Origin of the sequence: Paenibacillus sp. FSL H8-0548, assembly GCF_038630985.1 — a bacterium.
Lineage (GTDB): Bacteria > Bacillota > Bacilli > Paenibacillales > Paenibacillaceae > Pristimantibacillus.
The window spans coordinates 2841304-2864277 of record NZ_CP152049.1 but is presented as its reverse complement, the minus strand read 5'-3'; the positions used below and the strand labels follow the sequence as shown (position 1 = coordinate 2864277).

Annotated in this window: 15 protein-coding genes; 3 read left to right on the top strand and 12 right to left on the bottom strand. The window is 44.9% G+C overall.

Going from position 1 to position 22974, the window contains the following annotated elements; all coding sequences use genetic code 11:
* Positions 1 to 9 precede the first annotated feature (9 nt).
* The 6 genes from MHI37_RS11755 to MHI37_RS11730 all read right to left on the bottom strand — a co-directional run bounded on the left by MHI37_RS11755 (position 10) and on the right by MHI37_RS11730 (position 10179).
* Positions 10 to 1278 (bottom strand): family 1 glycosylhydrolase, encoded by a 1269-nt coding sequence (locus tag MHI37_RS11755; protein ID WP_076338212.1) that lies wholly within the window; start codon positions 1276 to 1278, stop codon positions 10 to 12.
* 220 nt (positions 1279 to 1498) lie between these two features.
* Positions 1499 to 3280, bottom strand: coding sequence for a family 43 glycosylhydrolase (locus MHI37_RS11750; RefSeq protein WP_076338211.1), 1782 nt, complete (start codon positions 3278 to 3280; stop codon positions 1499 to 1501).
* A gap of 48 nt (positions 3281 to 3328) precedes the next feature.
* Positions 3329 to 5638, bottom strand: coding sequence for a glycoside hydrolase family 2 TIM barrel-domain containing protein (locus MHI37_RS11745; RefSeq protein ID WP_076338210.1), 2310 nt, complete (start codon positions 5636 to 5638; stop codon positions 3329 to 3331).
* Between the two features lie 465 nt (positions 5639 to 6103).
* Positions 6104 to 7840: an ABC transporter ATP-binding protein gene (locus MHI37_RS11740; RefSeq protein ID WP_083676399.1), complete on the bottom strand. Its 1737-nt coding sequence runs from the start codon at positions 7838 to 7840 to the stop codon at positions 6104 to 6106.
* A 43-nt stretch (positions 7841 to 7883) separates the two neighbouring features.
* Entirely contained in the window at positions 7884 to 9647 is a 1764-nt protein-coding gene (locus MHI37_RS11735) for an ABC transporter ATP-binding protein (RefSeq protein WP_076338208.1), read from the bottom strand.
* Between the two features lie 97 nt (positions 9648 to 9744).
* Positions 9745 to 10179, bottom strand: coding sequence for a MarR family transcriptional regulator (locus MHI37_RS11730; RefSeq protein ID WP_076338207.1), 435 nt, complete (start codon positions 10177 to 10179; stop codon positions 9745 to 9747).
* 261 nt (positions 10180 to 10440) lie between these two features.
* Between MHI37_RS11730 and MHI37_RS11725 the strand changes: the two genes are divergently transcribed.
* Both MHI37_RS11725 and MHI37_RS11720 read left to right on the top strand, forming a co-directional pair.
* Positions 10441 to 11058, top strand: a complete 618-nt coding sequence (locus tag MHI37_RS11725; RefSeq protein WP_256710611.1) for a TetR/AcrR family transcriptional regulator — start codon at positions 10441 to 10443, stop codon at positions 11056 to 11058.
* Positions 11059 to 11105: 47 nt separating this feature from the next.
* On the top strand, positions 11106 to 13454 hold the full coding sequence (locus tag MHI37_RS11720) for an MMPL family transporter (RefSeq protein WP_076338206.1): 2349 nt from the start codon (positions 11106 to 11108) through the stop codon (positions 13452 to 13454).
* Between the two features lie 1348 nt (positions 13455 to 14802).
* Here MHI37_RS11720 and MHI37_RS11715 read toward each other — a convergent pair.
* Positions 14803 to 17079 (bottom strand): glycoside hydrolase family 3 C-terminal domain-containing protein, encoded by a 2277-nt coding sequence (locus MHI37_RS11715; RefSeq protein ID WP_076338203.1) that lies wholly within the window; start codon positions 17077 to 17079, stop codon positions 14803 to 14805.
* A 164-nt stretch (positions 17080 to 17243) separates the two neighbouring features.
* Here MHI37_RS11715 and MHI37_RS11710 point away from each other — a divergent pair, with 164 nt between their 5' ends.
* The gene (locus tag MHI37_RS11710; protein ID WP_076338202.1) at positions 17244 to 18482 is read left to right on the top strand and encodes a helix-turn-helix domain-containing protein; all 1239 of its coding nucleotides are present in this window, start codon (positions 17244 to 17246) and stop codon (positions 18480 to 18482) included.
* Between the two features lie 567 nt (positions 18483 to 19049).
* Here the strand turns inward: MHI37_RS11710 and MHI37_RS11705 are convergent.
* The 5 genes from MHI37_RS11705 to MHI37_RS11685 all read right to left on the bottom strand — a co-directional run bounded on the left by MHI37_RS11705 (position 19050) and on the right by MHI37_RS11685 (position 22949).
* Positions 19050 to 19508, bottom strand: a complete 459-nt coding sequence (locus MHI37_RS11705) for a hypothetical protein (RefSeq protein ID WP_076338201.1) — start codon at positions 19506 to 19508, stop codon at positions 19050 to 19052.
* A 13-nt stretch (positions 19509 to 19521) separates the two neighbouring features.
* Positions 19522 to 19824: a hypothetical protein gene (locus tag MHI37_RS11700; protein WP_076338200.1), complete on the bottom strand. Its 303-nt coding sequence runs from the start codon at positions 19822 to 19824 to the stop codon at positions 19522 to 19524.
* 276 nt (positions 19825 to 20100) lie between these two features.
* Complete coding sequence (locus MHI37_RS11695) at positions 20101 to 20679, bottom strand: hypothetical protein (RefSeq protein WP_076338199.1); 579 nt, start codon at positions 20677 to 20679, stop codon at positions 20101 to 20103.
* A 2-nt stretch (positions 20680 to 20681) separates the two neighbouring features.
* Positions 20682 to 21161 (bottom strand): RNA polymerase sigma factor, encoded by a 480-nt coding sequence (locus tag MHI37_RS11690; protein WP_076338198.1) that lies wholly within the window; start codon positions 21159 to 21161, stop codon positions 20682 to 20684.
* 309 nt (positions 21162 to 21470) lie between these two features.
* Positions 21471 to 22949 (bottom strand): Lsa family ABC-F type ribosomal protection protein, encoded by a 1479-nt coding sequence (locus tag MHI37_RS11685; RefSeq protein WP_076338197.1) that lies wholly within the window; start codon positions 22947 to 22949, stop codon positions 21471 to 21473.
* Positions 22950 to 22974 lie beyond the last annotated feature (25 nt).

Genomic DNA, 22974 nt, shown 5'->3' with positions numbered 1-22974 from the left:
ATCCTCACTTTATAATAGATTATTCTTGGCAATATTTCCGTAATGATATGCGCTTGGCTTGGGCTTTCTTTCTTGTGTGGATCGGTCTACTGAGATCAGCCCGAAGGTCTTGGAGTACCCGAGCTGCCACTCGAAATTATCGAGCAACGACCAATGCATATACCCCAATACAGGTATCCCATCAATTACACAATCATGCACCCCTTGTAGCGCACGATCGATAAAAGCAATTCTGCGTTCATCGTTCTCCGTACCAATGCCGTTCTCCGTGATGATGATCGGCTTATTCAAATACTTGGAGGCATACCGGATTACGGACTCTAGTCCTTCTGGATAGTACTCGTTACCCATCTGCGTTTTCTCGGCATCCTCGGCAGGTGGTATATATCCTTCTGGACCATATACGTACCTTGTATAATTCTGCAATCCGAAGAAATCATCTTCTTCTAGATAAGGAAGAAATTGAAGAAACTCCTCCTGCATAGCATGCGCTGCATGTTCTTCACCGCCCGGGATGGACTGAATGTCGTATAAGGATAACGTTATGCCTACTTGGGTTTGCGGGCTAACCTTTCGTATGGCCTCTCTAGCTTCTGTATGTGCCTTGAAGATAACTTCCAACCCTTTCTCCGATCTCGCAGCTAAAAAGGCATGGACGTCTTGGGGAGGCACGCCGAATGCTTGACCTAGTTCGACATAATACTTTTGCATGCTTTCCATCCTCCCGGTATTAATTCCGACTTGCGCTGCATTCTGTGTCTGATGACGCTTTATGATCTTGGTTATTCCGATGGAGATGTTGGCCTCATTAATCGTGCAGACGTAAGGAATAGAATCACCTAATTCACGCATGACATGCTCACAGTATCGCGCAAACTTTGCTGGAGTCTCCATGGACTCCCAACCTCCGGCACGAATCAACCACTGCGGAGAAGTGAAATGATGGAGGGTTATGATCGGCATGATGTTAAACTCTTCGCAGGCTGTCAGAACATCACGGTAGTGATCCAAGACCTCCTGGTCGAAACGACCTTCCTCCGGTTCAATTCGTGCCCACTCCATGGAAAAACGATACGAATTCAAGCCTAGTTCCGCCATGAGCGCGATATCTTCCCTGTACAAGCGGTAATGTTCAACGGCTTCACCGGATGGCTCCTTAAACACAGTCCCCTCCAAGTTCTCCATCAACCAAAAATCAGAGTTTACATTGTTGCCCTCCACCTGGTGTGCAGCAGTAGATGCTCCCCAGTAGAAACTTTTGGAAAATTGTCTCGACATTATGAATTCCTCTCCTTTACCTATCGTAGTTACTATACAATTAAAAATACTAGCTTCATCCAATTGTAATCAAAGCCTTGAAAGTCAACTAACGTTTTGGCGACTTATTGAATGAAGCTTTGCCGACTTTTCCTCCGAATGCGCAAGTAGCCGAGTCCTCTTCGGCCCCGGCTGCTTGCTTGTCTAGCATATGAGTATCCAAACGCAGAGAAACCTTCTGTTAGATGACTTTAATAACTTCGCCTTCCGTAATTCCCGTTTCATTAAAAGCATCCACTCTGACATATACGGGCTCGCCTTTTATTAACGCCCCTATGCACACCTCGTATTTGCCCAGAACCATGTAGCTGTGATACAGCTTCTCCGACGTATAACCCCATAACACGTTATATCCCACAGCAGTATCTTGGTTCCATGCAACGGAAAGATCAAGTCCGTTTTGAACGTCGGTCTTTACTCCGGATACTTGAATAGGGGGATCACCTGTGCCTATTCCAAACACTCTAAGACCGGAAATACATGCCTGTTGGCGATACGGCAGTTCTATCACCGTACATCGGATAAATCGCGCCTTCAAGCCTTCTTCCCGGACGATCAGATCATGCGCTAGATCGGTATCCACATTCGATTTATCTTTGATGACAAAATACGATGTTCCGTCCAGCGAGCCTTCCAGAAGCCATCTCGTAACATGTTTGCGATGATCAATATAGCGAGGTGTATGACCACTTCTCCGCATCTCCGCGCCATTAGGAAGCGATAAGTCTAATTGATCGTCTGCAAAGTTGATCTGAACCGCATGAACTTGACATTGATCCAGTAAATCGATCTCCAGATATTGACCAGCCTCGTTAGTTACCGCTTTCCACCAGGTCTGTACATTCTCATCGGTTGCCTTCATCGCCTCCTTCCCCTGTACATGAGACGAAGCTTTCGCCGGCTTGCCGTAAGAGAGCAGCATCCACTCGGGATTGGCCCAAGTGTCGTTTTCAGCCTGCTCGATCTTCATCGGCCAGTCGCCGTATCGCTGATTGCAGTACAACTCTCCATCTTGATCAAATCCTGCAGACCACAATCCCAAGCGCCTTTCGAACATATGATTCACGCTGATCCTCATCGTTGAAGCGTGCCAAAAGTTACCATACTTATCTTCCAGAGTGGACCCATGTCCTGCTCCCTGAATAAAGCCCCCCGGTTTAAATGAATATGGATTGTTTTTAGCCAGCGTAAAGGGGCCTAGTGGTTTATCCGACACGTATACTCCATCGGAATAAACGTTATACTGCGTACCGGGGCTAGAATATTGCAGATAATACCTGCCTTCATGCTTATCCATCCACGCTCCTTCTATATAAGGATCATTCCCCAGCGCAACTCTAAGATGACTTAGCATTTCTTCCGTAGCATTTGGCATGCTTTGGGCATATCTTTGAACTGCTTGCTCAATTTGCTCGGGCGTTTTAGGAGGAATATGATTTTCTCCGTTCCTTTCATACCCAATAACGGATTGGTTGTTGAAGATCAATTCCGACGGCTCGCCAATCGGCTTCATATCATCTGGCTGCAGCTCAATTCCGTAGATCGGCTTGGAGTTCGAGCATCCCCAGTAAAAATAAACCCGCCCATCATCATCCACGAATAGATTCGGATCCCAGAAGGGAAATGTGCCTTCTATCTCTTCGAAATGTCCATGAATTGGATCTTTCGTTCGGTAAAAAGAACCGTTTTTCTCCGCATTCGAAGCCGTGAAATACATATAATCTCCAATAATCCTTACGTCTGGAGCATAGTCATAAATCGGCACATCTTTCAACGGATGGAATTCCCAGTCCACGAGATTATCACTGACAAGAAAACCGGTCGTCATAGAAGGAAACAGAAAGTATTTCCCGTTAAATAAAATCAGGCTAGGATCCGCTGCCTCTCTGTTGACTTTCATTCCGTTCATTTCGATAAACTGATATTTGTACTCCATGTTGATGGGATTGCAGATGTATTTCATCTCACATCATTTCCTTTCCTTTCGAACTAAACTCGAGACCTTTAATCGTTAATTAGGCTTTTTGATTTGCGTTAATTCTTTATTGAGCGCGTATAACAGCTTTTCAGTAAAGTGTTCGGGTGCCATTTCCGCTAAGGTATCGATCTTGAATCCTTGAGTCATGCTGTAAGTAGGCCTCTCTCTAAAGCCCTCTCCCAGAAATTGATTCAGCACTGCTGCCGCGTCATCACTCTCGTAAAGCTCTTTAAAGGTACATCTGGTGGAGTATACATCATTGGTAATTTGCAGGTCCTCCATTGTCTTCCCATCTAGTTCGGGCAATTCGAACCAGTTGCTGACTTCCTCGCCCTTGTCCTCTACCGGGGCTTCGTAGCTTGCATTCGGCTCGTCCACCTTATTAAACTGTGCAGTATCCGAGTATTGAACTTGTCCATCGGTGGCTACTGCACGAATAGCATTCAACCCATCAATCAAGCTCACATGCTCAAAGCAGAAGATTTTCTCATCGCTCGTTTGCGTTTGAACTTTGGCACCATTGACGAATAGCGTCACTTCAGAGCAATTAGAATAGACCTTAATAGAAATGGATTCCTCTGCTCGATCTATGAATCGTTTGCTCGCGATATGAACAAATTTTTCTTCGGACCAATGAGCTTTATACATATAGAAAGCATCCTTCTTAATCTTTCTATCATAGGAAATAAGACCTTTGTTGTTTCTCCCTTTGACGCCTCCTTCGTCTCTGATGTTGGCTCCAAAATCAAACATGTTCCACACATAAGTCCCCCATAAGAAACGTCTCTTCTCAAAAATCTTCCAAACCGACTCATGGAAAAGGGTATGATATTCTTCCGTGTAATCTTTCATTTTAGGAGCAGAACTATGATATTGGACAATGCCTTCTGCGCCATATTCGGATATGCACAACGGCACATCAGGATTAATGCGATGAAACTTGTCAAGCCAAGGGGCAAAATCCTCTGACTTTCCGTGGTACCAGCCGTAGTACTTGTTGTATCCAATTACATCCGTTATACGGTTATATTCATCTTCCTCGTTGACGAACAGAACATTTGCCATCGTCGTTATTCGGGTAGGATCTTCATTTTTAGTTAGTTCATTCAGCTCTTTAACGAGCTTCCTGACCTCCGGCCGTTCTCCACCGATTTGAATTTCATTTTGCACCCCCCAGAATATGATAGAAGGATGATTATAATTTTGTTTGATCAATTCCAACATCTGCTGCTTTGCATTGATTCCTTCTAATTCATTCTGTGACATGATCGATATGAATGGAATTTCTGCCCATACAACCATACCTTCTTGATCGCACAAATCATAAAAGAATTGGCTGTGTTGATAATGAGCGAGCCTGATCGAAGATGCCCCGATTTCTTTTATATATCCCATATCTTCAACTTGCTCTTGTTCCGTTATGGCCCAGCCCATATCCTTTCTATCTTGATGTCTGGATACACCGCGCAAAGGCAAATGTTCGCCATTCAAGAAAAAGCCCTGCACTGGATCGACATGAAAGTATCTCACTCCAAAAGGAATTGAACATTCATCGATTGTGTCATTAAAGCTGGTTAATGAAACGTTTACCCTATAAAGATAAGGGTTTTTCCGGCCATGCCACAGTGTCGGGTTGTCTATGACACAAGACAGCTCTTCTATTTTGCTTTCTCCTGCAGCCAATATAACTTCCTTTGCAGCGTACGTTACAATCTGATTATCAGCATCGAAAATATTCGCCCAAAGTCTAACTTCCTTCACTTCATTACCGTCATTTACAAGTCTTGACCGAATGATCAGTCGAGCTTTTTCCTTCGTTACTTCTTCCTGAATGACATATACGCCATTAGAACCATAATCCATTAAATCCAAATGAACGGAATTCGCTACAACTACATTGACATCTCGGTAAATCCCTCCGTAGAAGGTAAAGTCTGCTTTCTGAGGGTAGACGTCATCTACGACCTTATTGTCGACTTTTACTGCAAGTACATTGTTGGCACCGAAATTAACAGCCTCCGTTATGTCAAACCTGAATGTGGAGTACCCTCCTTTATGCTGACCCATATGCAGGCCATTCACGTATACATCCGTTATACTGTTAGAACCATTGAATTCTATAAACAGTCTGTTCCCCTCGCAAGAAGGTTCGATCGCAAACGTCTTTCTGTACCAGCAAGCCCCTTGATAATATTCATAGCCGTTTGCACCATCGATCGCGTTCCATGTATGGGGAATATTCACGATGCCCCAATGCTCGTCATTATACGATTCATTTTCCGCATGCTCTTCATTCTTTCTAATAAATTGCCAAGCATCATTCATCTCAATACGTCTTCTCATTGTGTAACAACACTCCTCTTTTGAAAAATACCTAGCCCTTATATAATTGTAATTAACACGATGAGAGCTTACTAACGTTTTGACGACTATATCGATGGAACTTAAACGACTTTTTAAAGAAGGTTTCGAGTTCAAGCCACCTTCAAATAACAAGAACACCATTCCATAAAAAAAAGGAATGGTGTTCTGCTTGAGTTGAATGACGCCGATGCGGTTATTTTCAAGGAAGAAATTTAGAACCGATTTGATTATTTGAAAATAACTTCCGGCAGGTATAATATCAGAAAAGCAGGAGCCGCCATTTATACTAAGCAACTCCTGCCACAAACATGTATATCATGAAGCATTTGTAGAACTTTGAACAAGCACCCTTACAGAGACAGGTTTAATTATTCACCTGTCTATCGTAGGGGAGTTTATTAGCATCAGACTATCGTCGCTTTCATTTTCTGAGCATATGTCTTCTTACAGAGCAGCTTCCGCAGTCTCAAACTGGCTATTATACAAATCGGCATAGAAGCCATTCGCAGCAAGCAGTTCCTTGTGATTGCCGCTCTCGATAATATCTCCGTCCTTCATGACGAGGATGATATCGGCATTCTTTATCGTAGACAGCCTATGCGCGATTACGAACGAGGTTCTTCCTACCATCAGACGGTCCATTGCTTCTTGAATGAGAAGCTCTGTTCTCGTATCGACGGAGCTCGTCGCCTCGTCGAGGATGAGCAGCGGGGCGTTTGCAATAAGCGCTCTTGCAATCGTAATGAGCTGCTTCTGACCTGCGGAAAGGTTCACTTGCTCGTTCAGTACCGTGTCGTAGCCATGAAGCAAGGTTCTGATAAAATGATCAATGCCGACGGCCTTAGAGACGTCCTTCACTTCAGCATCGGTAACGCCCTGCTTATTGAAGACGATATTTTCTTTGATTGTGCCCTCGAATAACCACGTGTCCTGAAGCACCATACAAAACTGCTCATGAACATTTTCCCGAGGAAGCTCATGGATCGGTACACCATCGATGACAATTTCCCCGCCGTTCAGCTCATAAAACCGCATTAGCAAATTAACGATAGTTGTCTTCCCCGCCCCTGTCGGACCAACGATAGCGATCTTCTGGCCTGGTAAGGCGCGGGCTGAGAAATCGTTAATGATAAGCTTATCCGGATCATATCCGAAGGAAACGTTCCGGAACTCTACCTGACCCTTAACGTCCTTAAGCACCTTCGATTTATGGCTCTCGTCCTCAAGCTCCTTCTCTTCCAAAAATTCAAAAACGCGTGCGGCTGCAGCTGCAGTCGATTGCAGACTTGTCGCGGCCTGCGCAATTTGCCCAAGGGGCTGAGTGAACAGCCGGACATAGAGCATGAAAGCAACGATAACACCAAACGAAATTTGACCATCCATTGCTAATGCTCCGCCGACAATACATACCGCCACGTAGCCGAAGTTGCCGACGAACATCATGAGCGGCATCGTCAAGCCGGATAAAAATTGCGACTTCCATGAGCTTTCATACAATTTATCGTTGATTTCGTTAAAGGTTTCCTTCGCTTTCCGCTCTCCATTATAAACCTTAACGACATCGTAACCTGAGAATATTTCCTCGACATGACCATTCAATGCACCTAGGTTCGCCTGCTGGTGAACGAAATGCGTTTGCGATTTTTTGATCATTATGGTCATAAAGCCAAATCCTAGAAACGTCGAAATAATCGCCGTCAACGTCATCCATACATTGGTATAGAACATCATGAACAATGAGCCCACAAGCATGGTGACGGAAGTTACAAGCATCCCGACACTCTGATTCATCGTCTGTCCGATCGTATCGATGTCATTGGTGACACGGCTCAGTACATCGCCATTGCTTGTGGAATCAAAATATTTCAATGGAAGCTTGTTAATCTTCTTCGAGATGCGCGTGCGCAAGCTTTTCGATACCTTCTGCGTTACCGTAGCCATAATGTAGCCTTGGAAGAAGGAGAAGATGACGCTTAAACCGTATAGGACGGAAAGCAGTATACCGATGCCAAAAACCGCGTCCATGTCGATTTTGCCCATTAGCCCTACGGTAATGTGATCCGTCATTTCCTGCAGCTTGCTTGGCCCGACAATCGTAAATAGGGTGCCGACGACGGACAGCAGCAGGGCCACGATAATAAGAGGTACATATGGCCTGCAATACGCGACGAGCTTGCCCATTGTGCCTTTGAAATCGATGTTTTGCTTGGTTGCGACCTGTTGTTTAGCCAATTTCAAGCTCCTCCTTCGATAACTGAGAGTTCGCGATCTGACGATAAACCTCGCAGGTCTGAAGCAGCTCTTGATGCGTACCTCTTCCTACGATCTTGCCTTCGTCGAGAACGAGTATGAGATCGGCTTCCTTTATCGTTCCGATTCGCTGCCCTACAATCAGGTTCGTAGCGCCCACCGTTTCTTGATTCAGCATGGAGCGCAGCTGACGGTCTGTCTTGTAATCAAGTGCTGAGAAGGAATCATCAAAAATGTAAATGTCAGGCTTCCGGAATACCGCTCTAGCGATAGATAACCGCTGCTTCTGCCCGCCGGACAAGTTCGAGCCGCCTTGCGAGATGCTGCCTTCGTACCCGCCTTCCAGCTTTTCCACGAATTCTTGGCCTCTGGCGATCGCTACCGCTTTCTTCACATCCTCAGCAGATCCTTCCACTCGCCCGTTATCCCCATAGGCGACATTAGACGTTACGGTTCCGCTGAATAATACGGTTTTCTGAGGAACGTAACCAAGCTTATTGTGCAGATCCCGCAGCGTGTACTCTTTCACATTCAACCCTTGGACAAGTACCGCTCCCTCTGACACGTCATAAAATCTCGGAATTAAGTTCAGCAGCGTACTCTTGCCGCTGCCCGTCGAGCCGATGAATGCTACCGTCTCGCCCCTGCGCGCAACGAAGCTGATATCTCTAAGTACATATTCATCCGAATCCGCATATTTGAAGCTGACATTCCGGAATTCAATCTCTCCTGCTTTGGCGGCATTAGTCGATTTCGATCCACCATCCTTGATGCTTGGTTCCGTATTTAATACTTCTATTACGCGCTTGGCAGAAACCGACGCACGCGGCAGCATAAAGAAAACCATCGATAACATCATGAAAGCCATAACGATCTGCATGGCATAGGAAGAGAAGATAACCATGTCACTGAACAAGCCAAGTCTTGCCGCTGTATCCGCTCCATTGATCAAATAAGCGCCGATCCAATAAATAGCCAAGCTTAATCCACTCATGATAAGACTCATGACCGGCATCATTAAGGCCATTAATCGGCTTGTGAACAGATTCGCATCGGTTAACTCCCGATTCGCGTATTCGAATTTCGCTTCTTGGCTCGGTCCTGCATTATAAGCACGAATAACTCGCAGACCATGCAAGCCTTCTCTTGTTACTCGGTTCAATTGATCCGTTAATCCTTGAATCATTCTGAACTTCGGCATGGCGAACAAAATAACGATCGCAATCATGAGAAGCAGCAGCGCGACCGAAACACCGGATGAGAGCGTCCATTGCCAGCTCTTGCTGGAGATCTTCACAATCGCCCAGCCTGCTAGAATAGGTGCTTTTATCATGACTTGCAGCCCCATCGCCACGATCGTTTGCACTTGCGTAATATCGTTCGTAGAACGGGTAATAAGGCTCGCCGTCGAGAATTGATTCATTTCGGCCATCGAGAATGATTCAACCTTGTCGAAGAGCATGCTTCTGAGCCTCTTCGCGAGTGAAGCGGCGCTCTGAGCGACCAAATAGACGACGATGAAAGATGCAATTAAGCTTCCAATCGCGCATATCATCATGTAGGCGCCTGGTTTCCATACCTCGCTTAAGGAGCTTCCTTCTGTCTGCACCAGCTTTGTGATTTCTGCCAAATAATCGGGAAGCTTAAGATCGAGCCATACCTGGAACACGATAAATGCGGTACTGATGACGATAAACCAAACATTTTTAGGATTGAAATACTTCAAAATCTTTAGCATTTATCAAACGCTCCTTCTCCATGTTGTTAGCCATAGAACTGTAAGTCTACTAACAATATTACACTAATAAAAGCCGCCATTAAAACGTTGACGACTGCTACTCCAAATTTTTTTTAATTTTATCCAGTACGGCAAAAAAAAATTCCATCTCCTCTCGCGATATCCCCTTCCTCAGCTCACACTCCAATGCAACGTACTTCTTGATAATCGTTTCATGGTACTCGATAGCCTTAGGCGTAAGCATAATTCTTTTTAAGCGCGCATCGTAAGAAACTGACTGTCTTGTGATAAGGCTATTTTTCTCCATCAATTGCAAAATCTTACTCGCCGTTGAACGGCGAATCGAAAACTCGTTCTCGAAATCGCGCTGGAAAATCTCTTTGTCCTGGTTATCGACAAAAAACTTCAACACCCAACCATGCATCCCGGTCAGTTGATCCGCGTATTTCTGATGAATAAACCCGTCAGCCTGTCTTTTCAACATATTCCTTAGCGTTCTTAGCTCGAGCGCAACCGATCGGTCTGCGTCCATTTTCGCCCTCCTTTACCTGTCCAAATGAAGATATTTTCTCATTTTATCACAATAGTTGTTAGTCAGCTAACATTATTACGACAACTTGCTGCCACTTTCCCGACTTTTTGAACGCGCGGAGAAACCGTGATTTTGGACGCCACAAATACGTCACAACTTGCTCATTGTGCATCATTGCCCATTGGGCAATAATATAGATATGCATTAATAATTGAAAAAGCCAGGATACAGTCTGAAAAGAGGTGAACGCTTAAGCGCTCCATGATGAACAAACTAAGTCTACGCGATATCAAAAGGGAAGCAACCGCCAATGCACTTGCCGATGCAGCGTTCGCTCTTGCTCTGGAGAAGGGGATGGACGGCTTCGTCGTCGAAGATGTCGTGCAGCGTGCCGGTTACTCCAGAAGAACGTTTGCGAACCACTACTCCTGTAAAGAGGAAGCGATAGCGACGGCGGCTCTTATCTTTAAAGGCGCCGATGAGGTCGCGGATTGGATTGCAGGCTTAAACGAGGACATTCCCCCACTCGAAATCCTGTATCACTTGATGAAGCTGCAGCTGACAGCAGAGCATTTCTTGAAATTACAACAGCTTGTATCGCTCTCGAAGCAGTACCCGTCACTTGAGCCCTACATCCTCAGCGGACTGCGTCGCTTGCAAATATCCGCCCAGGAGACATTACACGATTTATCCCATGGACGTTATCCCGAGGGGTACACCCACCTTCTCGTCGGGGCTGTTTACGGGGCTGTACTGCCATTGCTTGACGGCAGCCTGAACGTTCTGCTTCCTGGTCAGTCAGCTGCCGAAACCCCAGAGGCTGTTACGCTCGATCATTATTTGGATACCATGTTCGATTACTTGCGAAACGGATTCTAGTTCATTATTTCACTTTATTTCCACATGCAAAGGAGAAGTATTAACGTATGTCAACTTTTCTGTACAGATTGGGTAAGTCAGCCTATACCAAACCATGGTATTTCATTGTCAGTTGGATCGCGATCCTCGGAGTTGTGCTTGCCATACTCGGAGTCAACGGAATACATGTCAGTTCCGAAATGAAAATTGAGGGTACGGAATCACAGAAGGTGCTTGATCAATTGACGGCAGAGCTGCCGGAAGCTTCAGGCGGACAAGCCAGCATCGTGTTTACTGCGCCAAACGGCGAACGTCTGGATACGCCGGAGCGTTTGAGCTCCATTAGCAATGCCGTTAATGATGTATACAATCTTGAGTATGTTATCAATCCCATCGAACTGGCTGCACAAGCCGGAGCGTCGATGACCGACGCGGCTGCGCAAGGCAGCCAGACAGCACAAGGGGAAGCATCAGCCGGGTCCACTCAAGAAGCAACAGGCGAATTGCCTCCTTACGGGCCGATGTTGGTCGACGGCGTTCCGCTGCCAGGCATCATGATCGCTTCGGATGGCAGCGTTGCCCTGTTCCAATTCCAATTCACCGTTCAGCAAATGTCGTTGCCCGAATGGGTCCCTGATTCGGTAATCAATGCTGTCACGACTGTCGAGCAGACTGGGATTACTGCACTGCCAAGCGACTCGCTTTCGACTAAGCCTGCAATCGGCTCGACGGAAGCCATCGGCATTGCCGTCGCCGCTGTAGTGCTCTTCATGACACTCGGTTCGGTCGTTGCTGCAGGCTTGCCGCTTCTAACCGCTCTCATGGGCGTAGGAATAAGCGTAGGAGGAGCTTTCGCCTTCTCGAATGTGTTCCATATGACCGATCTCACGCCTGTACTGGCGCTAATGGTCGGACTTGCCGTCGGTATTGACTACTCGCTCTTTATCGTCAACCGTCAGCGCCGTATCATTCTCGATCAGGGACTAAGCGCTCAGGAGGCAGCTAGCAGAGCAGTCGGCACTGCCGGGAGCGCCGTATTTTTCGCTGGCTTGACCGTTATCATTGCGTTGTGCGGCATGCTTGTCATCGGGATTGGCTTTTTGTCCGCTATGGCACTTGTTGCCGCATTAGCCGTCCTCGTTAACGTTCTGGTTGCCCTAACCCTGCTGCCGGCTCTGCTAGGTCTGGTAGGGGAACGCATCTGCTCTGCCAAAGCACGCACGAAGAGCAGTACCCAAGCGAATAAAACATCTCATGGGTTCTCTCACCGCTGGGTAACGGGCGTATCGAAGAGCCGTTGGCTTATAATTATTGGCGTCATTGTTATACTTGGCGCAGGGGCTCTCCCGGTCGCGAAGATGGAAATGGGAATTCCTTCTGGTGCGACAGCGAACTTGGACACCCCATCAAGACAGAGCTACGACGCGATTTCAGAAGGTTTCGGCGAAGGCTTCAATGGCCCGTTGCTTCTCGTAGCCGAACCTAAAGGCACAGGTACCATTACGATGGAGACACTGGGCGGGCTCGTTCAGGAGCTTCAGCAGCATGACAACGTATCGCTAGTCACGCCTATGGGCGTAAACAAAACTGGCAATATGGCCATCATTAGCCTTATCCCGAAAACAGGACCTACCGATAAAGAGACAAAAGATTTAGTACAGGAGCTTCGAGAGTCTGAAGGTGGCACCGCGCTGACGAATGATCTCACGATCGGCGTTACTGGATTCACCGCTATCAACATCGATATGTCGTCGAAGCTGGCTGAGGTGTTCCCGCTCTACGTTGGCATTATCGTCATTCTCTCGCTAATTATTCTGCTGCTCGTATTCCGTTCGATTATCGTTCCACTCAAAGCTACGGTCGGCTTCATTCTCAGTGTGCTCGCCACATTCGGGATCACTACAGCCGTATTCCAATGGGGATGGCTGCACTCCATCTTCGGCTTTGACACTGGCGGCCCGCTGCTCAGCTTTATGCCGATTATGGTTACCGGCATTCTTTACGGCCTGGCAATGGATTATCAGGTCTTCCTTGTCAGTTCCATGCGCGAGTCTTACGTCCATGGTCATCGTGGAACGGATAGCGTCGTTCACGGATACAAACAGGCCAGCCGCGTTGTAGTAGCCGCAGCCGTAATTATGGTGTCTGTCTTCGCCGGCTTTATTTTCGCTCATGATATCATGATCAAACAGATCGGTTTTGCGCTGGCGATCGGCATCTTTATCGACGCCTTCATCGTCCGAATGGCGCTCGTCCCAGCAGTTATGGCGGTCTTCGGAGATAAAGCTTGGTGGCTGCCAAAATGGCTAGACCGCATGCTGCCGAACCTCGATGTCGAAGGCGATAAGCTGCTAGCAGTACTGAAGGAACAGGAAGGTGCCGCCAACATCAAGGCTAATCCTCGTCAGGCTAACTGATTTCATTTCAGAAAAAATAAGGCAAACCAGATGATCTGGTTTGCCTTTGTTTCATTTATGCTCCCGAAATTGGCTCCTATACTCCGTAGGCCCCAATTCAGTATATTTTTTAAACACTTTTGTAAAATGGGAAAAATTTGAATATCCAACGGATGATGAAATCGAACTGATGGGGATGTTCGTTTGCGTTAACAATTCCTTCGCCAGCTTGATTCTTTCCAGCAGCACATAATCCGTAATGGTGTGACCCGTTTCCTTCTTAAATTGCCTTGTCAAATGGTCAGGGTTCAAAAACACCTGTTCGGATACCGTTTCTCGGGACAGATCCTGGTCAATGTTAAGAGCAATATATCGTCATACTCTCATAAAAGGTAAAGCTTAATTATAAGCATACTCGCTAGGCAGTAATGTTACGATTGTCTCAGGCGCTCAAAACCATCAATATAGCATTAGAAATACAAATCGTTTTTGGGGTTTCACGGAATCATTGGAGAATTAAGAATATGAAATAACCAGCCAAATAATAACAAGGGAATACAACAGGCAATGAGTATTACTATTACAAAAACTTTACTTTTTAATTGATTCTTCATCTACATCCTCCGCGCAATTAAGACCTCGGTTTCTACGTAAGACGAATAATCCAGAAATTTTGTTGCGCTATCCTGCACCTAAGCAGGATAGAAGCTATTTCTTCGAGCTCCCACGTATCTATGTTGCACTCCCGCACTATAGAGACCCTTACCCGTGCGTCTTAAACCGAAATTAGTCTATTCTAATGCAAATGTGCAGGATAGACAGCTCTGAGAGGCTGAAAAGCGCGAAGTTAGTGCTAATTTGCAGGATAGCTTGCGTGCGGAGGTGAATCTACTGTGTCCGTTAGATAGTCTTCGAGCTGTGGAGGGCCTATTCTGTGCAGAAGAAGCGGACATTTGTGCACAGAGTAATTATACGAATATCCTATAACAAACCCATCAAGCAGCTCCACAACCAGTCATCCAACAGGCTCTTCAACTAACCAACTTTGGCGCTATCCTGCACTTTAGCAGGATAGAAGCCGCTTTATCGAGCTCCCACGTATCTATGTTGCACTCCCGCACTATAGAGACCCTTACCGGTGCGTCTTAAGCTTAAATCAGTCTATTCTAATGCAAATGTGCAGGATAGGCAGCTCAGGGAGGCTGAAAAGCGCGAAGTTAGTGCTAATATGCAGGATAGCTTGCGTGCGGAGGAAGCTGGGAGCGTGCTCAATGAGCAAAAAAGCCCCTCCGCAGCAAAAAAGCACTGCAGAGAGGCTTACCTCTAATAAAATATCTTCTTAGTTGTTTCCTTTGCAATGTTCCTGTCGTTATTCATTAAGCTCTTCAATCAGCGCGGCGAGCATCTGTTCCGAGACCGCTCCCTGACTGAATGATGCCAACGCTCGCAACGGCATAAATCTCGTCATAGCTTCCATCATTTCCGAATGCTCATCAGCTTCCTGTTTGTCAGTCCCCATGCCCATTCCCTGCTGGAAGCCCTGAATCAACTTTTGGATTTTAGCAGCTTGTTTCGGATTTCGCATAATATCCCCAAGCGTCGAATTCCGAGTGTAGATTGGCTTTATCGTAACAGTAGATTCAATATTTACCGTCTCCTGCAGATGGATATTCATAGAGGAAGAACCGACTAGAATAGCGAACTCTCCCGATTCGACGTGCCAATCCTTAATGCCAACATTGTAGTAAGCGAACGAACGCTTATCGAGCGTAATGGCAACTGTCTTCTCTTCGCCAGGAAGAAGATCAACCTTCACAAAGCCCTTCAACTCTTTCTCTGGACGATTCACCGTACTTTCAATATCGTTTACGTACAGCTGGATGATTTCCTTGCCAGCGCAATCGCCGGTATTTTTAACCGTGACATGAACATTAACCGTTTCCGTATCTTTGAGTTCTTTCTTATCCACAGCAATACCCGTATATTCAAATGTCGTATAGCTTAGTCCATAGCCGAACGGAAAGAGGGGAGCAATCTTCTTCGCATCATAGTAACGATAGCCGACATATAAGCCTTCACGGTACTCCACACGGTCTTCTTCACCCGGGAAAAATAAGTAGGACGGACTATCGCTAAGTTGTTCCGGAAAAGTTTCAGCAAGTTTACCTGAAGGATTCACTTCCCCGAAAAGCAAATCAGCAATAGCTCCCCCACCTGCTTGTCCGCCAAGATAGCCTTCAATTACAGCTTTCGTATGGTTCAGCCACGGCATCTTTACCGCTGCTCCGTTTAGCAGTACGACCACTAGATTGCTTTGAGCTTCCGCGATTTCTTCGATCAGCCTGATTTGATTGACCGGTATGCTGATATGTGTACGATCATATCCTTCCGATTCGTATCGATCGGGCAGTCCTGCGAATACCACAACAACATCGGCTTCTTTTGCCGCATGTTTAGCTTTCTCCAGAAGTGATTCATCGATAGAATCATTTTCGAGCACATAACCTTCAGCATAAGTGACGGTTGCATTGGAACCTGCCAGTTTCTTCATTTCTTCGATTGGAATGTCCAGCTTCGTCGGGGTGACGTGCGAACTGCCGCCTCCTTGAAATCTTGGCTTCTGAGCAAATGGTCCGATGACAGCGATCTTTTTGCCCTGGCCTAGAGGAAGAATACCGCCTTCATTCTTCAGCAGCACCATACTCTCGCTTGCAACCTTCCGAGCAATCTGATGGTGTGCTTCTCTGTCATAGGTGAAATTATTTTTACGATGATCCACATATTTAAAAATAATACGCAGCAAACGTTCCACTGCCTGATCCAGTTTTTCTTCGGACAGCTTGCCGCTTTTAACTGCATCAATCACTTTCTGATCGCCTGCTCCGCCGGATGAAGGCATTTCCAGTTCCAGACCTGCCGCGAGTGCTTGATCCCGCTCATCTACTGCGCCCCAGTCAGAAACGACAAATCCTTCATGCCCCCACTCGTCTTTCAAAATATCGGTCAGCAAATATTCATTCTCGGATGCATATGTCCCATTGACCTTATTATAGGAGCTCATCACGGTCCAAGGCTGGCCTTCCTTTACCGCACCTTCAAAGCTCGCCAAATAAATTTCTCGCAGCGTACGCTCATCAACGACCGCATTGGTCGTCATCCGGCGATATTCCTGATTGTTTACCGCAAAATGCTTCAACGACGTGCCTATTCCTTGGCTCTGGACACCTTGAATGTGGCTAGCTGCCATCTGGGAAGAGAGATATGGATCCTCCGAGAAATACTCGAAATTACGACCGCATAACGGGGAACGTTTAATATTTGCGCCTGGCCCAAGCAGAACAGCAACATTTTCTTCCTGACACTCCTCGCCTAATGCGACGCCTACTTGTCTAATTAAATCACGATCCCATGACGTTGCAAGTCCAGCAGCCGAAGGAAAGCAAGTAGCAGGTACACTGTCGAATAAGCCAAGATGGTCTGCTGAAGCTTTTTGTTTGCGAAGTCCATGTGGCCCATCGGTTACCATGACGGATGGAATCCCTAGCCGTTCCACGCCTTTAAGATGCCAGAAATCAAGCCCCGAGCACATTCCAGCTTTTTCTTCCAATGTCATTTGTGCAATAAGCGCATGAATATCCCTGTTCATTGTTTCATCCCCCGATCGATATCATCAAATTCAGACAGCAGTACAATCACTTTCACAACCAGCGTTTCTGTCTTTATTATAGAAGCAAGCTTCGCATTAATATGGTATTTTTGTTTGAAAAGTAGTATTATTTTTTGTGATGTTTGTGAAAAAGGGGCGATTAAATGGTACCGTCAATGACAGACTTACAATATATAAGCAGTCTCTTGCATGAGATCTTTCAAATCCCTGTTTTCTATCTCAACGCTAGAGGTAAAATCGAATGGGGATATACGGGCGAATGGATTGACAGCCCTCTTTACACTTCTAGGGAAGCTATGCTTGCTCCGTTTTCTGACTCTGTATATAGGCTTGCCTTTCCAGTTCTTCATAACATGGATACCCTCGAGAATTTCTGTTCCATTGCTATTGAAGAAGAAGGAAACTATCAAGGAACACTTGTACTTGGTCCTACCGCTTACTCCAAAATTCCAGGTGAGCTAATCAATGGATTAATAAACGACCGATGGATAAAGTCTAATAAAGAAGAAATTATAACCTATTACCGAAACCTCCCGCTTTTGTCGAGCATGAACTTATCGAAAGCCGCCCGACTCGCCCTTTTTATGATTAATAAAGAACAAATGGATTCCACTTTGCTACTGCATTTGAATAGAAAGACATTGGATTCTTCGACAGAGGCGGCCAACTCGGCCCAGATTTTATCTGAACGCAGGTTAAATTCAAATTTTCATCACAGTCGCGATCTGGAGGAAAGGCTCTTTCTCGCCATCAAAGAAGGACAGCCCGAATTACTTATGAGTATGTTGCAAAACACTCCTTTTATCACTGGCACCGGGATTCTTGCTAAAAAAAGCGAGATTCGTAATCAAAAGAATTTAGCTATCGCCGGTGTTACACTTGCAACCCGTTATGCCATGGATGGTGGGATGCCTTCTGAATCTGCCTATACGATGAGTGATATGTATATCCAAACCATAGAGGAGCTGACTGCTACTAGTGAAATTAATGCTACCCTAAGAAAATCTTTCTGTGATTTTTCCGAACGTGTCCGCAGCAACAAAACCAACATTTATTCCAAACCCATAAAAAAATGTGTGAGCCATATATTTAATCATCTGTACGACGACCTATCGCTGTCTGATCTTGTAGAGCTTACTGATTACAGTCCTGCCTACTTATCGACCTTGTTTAAGAAAGAAGTCGGCATAAGCTTTAGTGAATATGTAATGAAAGCTAGAATCGAGGAAGCCAAATATTTAATAAACTACTCGGACCATCCTCTGTCCAAAGTTGGTACCCTGCTCAATTTCCATGATCAGAGCCATTTCATTAAAGCTTTCAAGAAACTAACCGGAATCACGCCCAAACAGTTCCAAATGCTGCGGACCGCCAAAATCTAATTAATAGGCAGCTCAGGCGATCACTTTGTTTCTCCAGAACGATCTTCTCGCTTGGCGAAATCTTCATTTTTTCAAGTTCAACCTATGTAGATGGAATTTCTCCATCTATTTTAATGGATTTTAACTTTTTCTGGCATTTAGATGGAATTCTTCCCTCTAATTCCAATGAATCAACCGAAATTCATAAGAAACTGTAAAATTAACTGGACAAATTCCATCTATTTCCTATGACAAGCGAATAACAATATTTTAACGGGAGAAATTCCATCTAACTTCATTGAACTTATAACTGTGAAGTTACAAAAACGGATGCCATTATATAATTCCGCTAAAAAACGGAAGGTTTTTAATAGCTTCCAAGGTGAAACGGCAATCGCCGTCCTAAAGGCGGTGGCGCGTTTTAATCCGGAGAAATATTGAGATAGTTTAGGAAATGAGGCAACACGGGATTGGTGTAATGATGGTGTGGATGCGGGTGGTTTTATGCGGCACCCACTATTATAAATCGAAGACGCTTTTTCGGTACCCGCCCTCTTAAAGAGGGCGGGCTGCATTTGTTTAAAGATTTTAATTGGTTGGAATGATTCGAATATCCTTATCCAAATTGGCAAGCATCATGTAATTGCGATTGAAAGTAAAGATTCGTTTTACCTGATAATAAGACATCGTTACAGCAGTAAACGCTTCGCTGAGCGAGAAACGGAGCTCTGGTCTGTCGATAAGCAGTCTGCGCGACTCCAAATCAAATTCGGGGCCGCTGGAGATGACCGCCAGCTTGCCTTTACTTACCGCCTTATCAATTGCATTCAAAAAATATTCCGCCTGCTGATAGCTGTAATCATTGCGAAGCCATTCGTGAAGATCAAATATAATCGAGTTTGTCGTCACGTAATTACGTTCTAGATCATGCAAATCCAGAAACAAGGAACGGGCTTTCTCATAACGGGGGTCTTCAGGGTTCATTAAAGCGGCTAAAGCTGTTCCATCCAAAAAAATGGTATCCTGAATGTTCAATTGATTATCCATAGGTCAGCACTCCTTAATCCACTAATTTGCAAATACCGTCCAAATACAAAAGTGGGTTATCTTCCTTTTGATCCACTGAAATGTGGGTTGATTCATTTGGGGCGCTTGCCAGGTATTGGACAACGATTCCATTGACGATCGCTTGAACGGTCGTATGCTGTTTATCGGCGATTGCTTTCAGCTCAACATAATATTGCGGATTAAGTTCTATCGTGCTTTCTACTTGTTCTTCACTTCTTGAAGAAATGAATTCGGAAGCAGTAGACTTCGCTTTTTCGAATTGATTTTTAATGAAGCGTTTGTAATTATTCACCATCGGGATTCACTCCTTATGTATAGCTTTTATAAATATTCGTCGAAATTTGTCGTTTTTAGGGGGTGATGTCGGGTGAAACGCCAAATTTTGGCTTGCTTCAAGGTGATGGGGGTCTCCATGTGATAACCGGTAGTTAACTCAATGATTAAATAAGAAATTATAGCTTCTATTCCGTTCAACAAAAAAAATCAGCGGTACCAGGCATTTATGCCGGCCGCTGATTTTCTTTGTTTTATGATCGCATATGAGAATGCGGTTTTTCTGCTAACCACTCGCTTAAAAATTGTTGAAAATAACGTCGGCCGCTACCTTTCCGCTTGTGACGTCTTCCGAGGTGAAGCCAGATACCGTGTTGCCGACTTTAAATTCCTTGCTCACCAGTTGCTCAGAAGGATCAGGAGCCGTCGGGCCCGTTATGCCGTAAGTCGTTTTATCTGTTACGGTAACCCATAGCTCGCCGATACGGAAGCTTTGGCCGTCAGCGCTCACCTCATCAATGACACCGTCAATGTTGACCCGATGCTTAGCCGAAGAGGCTGATCCCGGACCGCTATTTTCAACGATGCCGCCGTTTGGGTTGTTAGTGACCGAATCAGGGGCAGTGCCACTTCCGTTCTGGTTAACCGCATAGATGCCCAAAGTCAATACTGCGCAAGCTGCAATGCTCGCTGCCCAGATGACCACCTTGTTTTTCTTTACTGCTGGATTAGCTGTTTTCATAGCATTCTCTCCGTTTCGTTTATCGTTATCGATGAGCTTGTACCTTTCCAGGTTTAAACGCTCAAGCGTACGTTCTTTAAAGTCTTCGCTCGTTTTCAATTTGGACATGGCCGATTGATAACTCGATTTTTTCATCTTCACAAATCACCACCTATAACTTCTTTAAGCTGATTGCGCCCGCGAGCAAGCCAAGTTCCTACCGTCGCAGGTTTGGCATGAAGAATGTCCGCTATTTCTTCCAATGAGTAGCCCTCGTAATAATGCAGATGGATCGGGACCCGATATTTCTTGTCTAATGATAATACAGCCTGCATGACCATGTATTCGTCCTTCGGAAGGTATGATAGATTGTCCGGCAAGAGGTTCCGACTTTTAAACCAGCTCGTCTTGAGCAAATTCTTGCATTTATTAATTGTTGTTCGGATTAACCAAGCTTTCTCATGATCAACGCTATCGAAGACGGGGAATTTCTGGAGATAGGCCAGAAATACTTCCTGTGCGACTTCCTCCGCGTCAGCAACGTTTTTGAGATAGGCGAATGCTATCTTGACCAAGCTGTCGGAATAGTTCACCACGGCTTTGCGGACGGATTCATTGAGCTCATATGAATCGTTCACCTGATGTCCCCCTTTCACTAGTAATACAATTGAGGAGCCCGTTATTTTTCACGCTGTAAAAAATAAATTTGGATTAATTGCTATATACGAGGAGCACTTCGCTTCCTATTAGTATGTCCACTTGCCAAAAACAGCAGCAGTTCGCGGGGCAGAAGCAAATAACAAACCCCTTGGTCTCATGGAGGCCAAGGGGTTTGTTATTACGCGAATGAGTTGCCGGAGTGATCAACAGGCATTGTTACTGCAGGATCATCAGCTTGTTAGTCTAATAACGAACGAGTCATATCCTTCTCATCGACATGGATCATATTAAAGTTCAATGATCTTTGTAGCCACATGATCACAAAATTCCTTGTCATGCTCCACAAAAAGAATGGTTGGTTCGTATTCAAGCAGAAGCTCTTCAATTTGCATGCGAGAAATAACATCAATAAAATTAAGCGGTTCATCCCAAATATGCAAATGAACCTTCTCACTAAGACTTTTTGCAATCAGTACTTTCTTTTTCTGTCCGCCGCTAAAAGCTGAAATATCCTTATCAAATTGAGCTCTGGAAAAATCAAGCTTTCTTAAAATCGACTTAAATAAGCTTTCATCAATCCCATTGTCTGCAGCATATTCAGATAAATTACCCTTTAGGTGGGACGTGTCCTGAGATACATAGGATATTTCGAGCATGCTATCCTTGCTGAAATTGCCTGTATAGTTTAAAGCCTCACCGCAGATAAGCTTGATGATACTTGATTTTCCGGAACCATTTATACCCGAAAGAGCAATTCGTTCACCCTGCACAATCGAAAAGCTAATATCTTCACAAACCATCTTCTCTCCATAAAAAATCGAAACATGATCTAGCTCAGCTAGTTGATTTTTATGAAAAGCAAGTTGTGAAATTTCTAAGCTGTCAGAGCTTTCGATATTTTTGAGGAGTTTAGACTTCTCATCAATAGCAGACAGCTGTCTTTGTTCAATTGCTTTAGAGCGTTTCATCATTTTGGCAGCCTTGTGGCCAATATATCCTTTATCTACCTTAGAACCTGAATTTCTTGTTCCATTCTTTGTTTTTTCCACTTCGTGTGACCAATTACCCGTCCGTTTAGCAGAACCCGATAGCCGGTTAATGTCTCTTTTAAGTTTCTCGTTTTCTGCAAGCTCAAAGTTATCCTGTCTCATTTTGTTTTCCCACCAGCTGGAGAAATTACCTTTTTGAATTTCGATATTGGTCTTATTGATGGAAAGGATATGGTCTACACAGTTATCTAGAAACGATCTGTCGTGTGACACCAGAATAAATGAGCTTTTAGTATTGAGATAGTCACTCACAAGCTTTCTGGCATTCATGTCCAGATGATTGGTTGGTTCATCAATCAACAGAAAACTATTTTCCTTAATAAACAGTGTAGCCAGCAATACTTTGGTTTGCTCGCCATTCGACAATGAATCAAAGGGCCGATATAAAACATCTTCCGAAACCTTTAGCAATGAAAGCTCACGCATCAGTTTCCAGTGAACATAATCCGGGAAAATCTCGTTGATGACATCAAGCGTATTATTTTGCTTGTTTTCCACATGGAAAGGGAAATACTCGAAACTGACCTTGGCAGAAATATTTCCACTGTATTCATATTCACCAAGCAACAAATTGAGAAACGTTGTCTTTCCTCTACCGTTTCTTCCCGTAAACCCTAATTTCCAATCCGTATCGATCTGAAAACTTACATTTTCGAATATATTATCGTAACTGCCCGCATAGGCAAAAGTCAGGTTTGTAACATTAATTAATGACATAGATATAACCTCCTGTAGAAAAAAA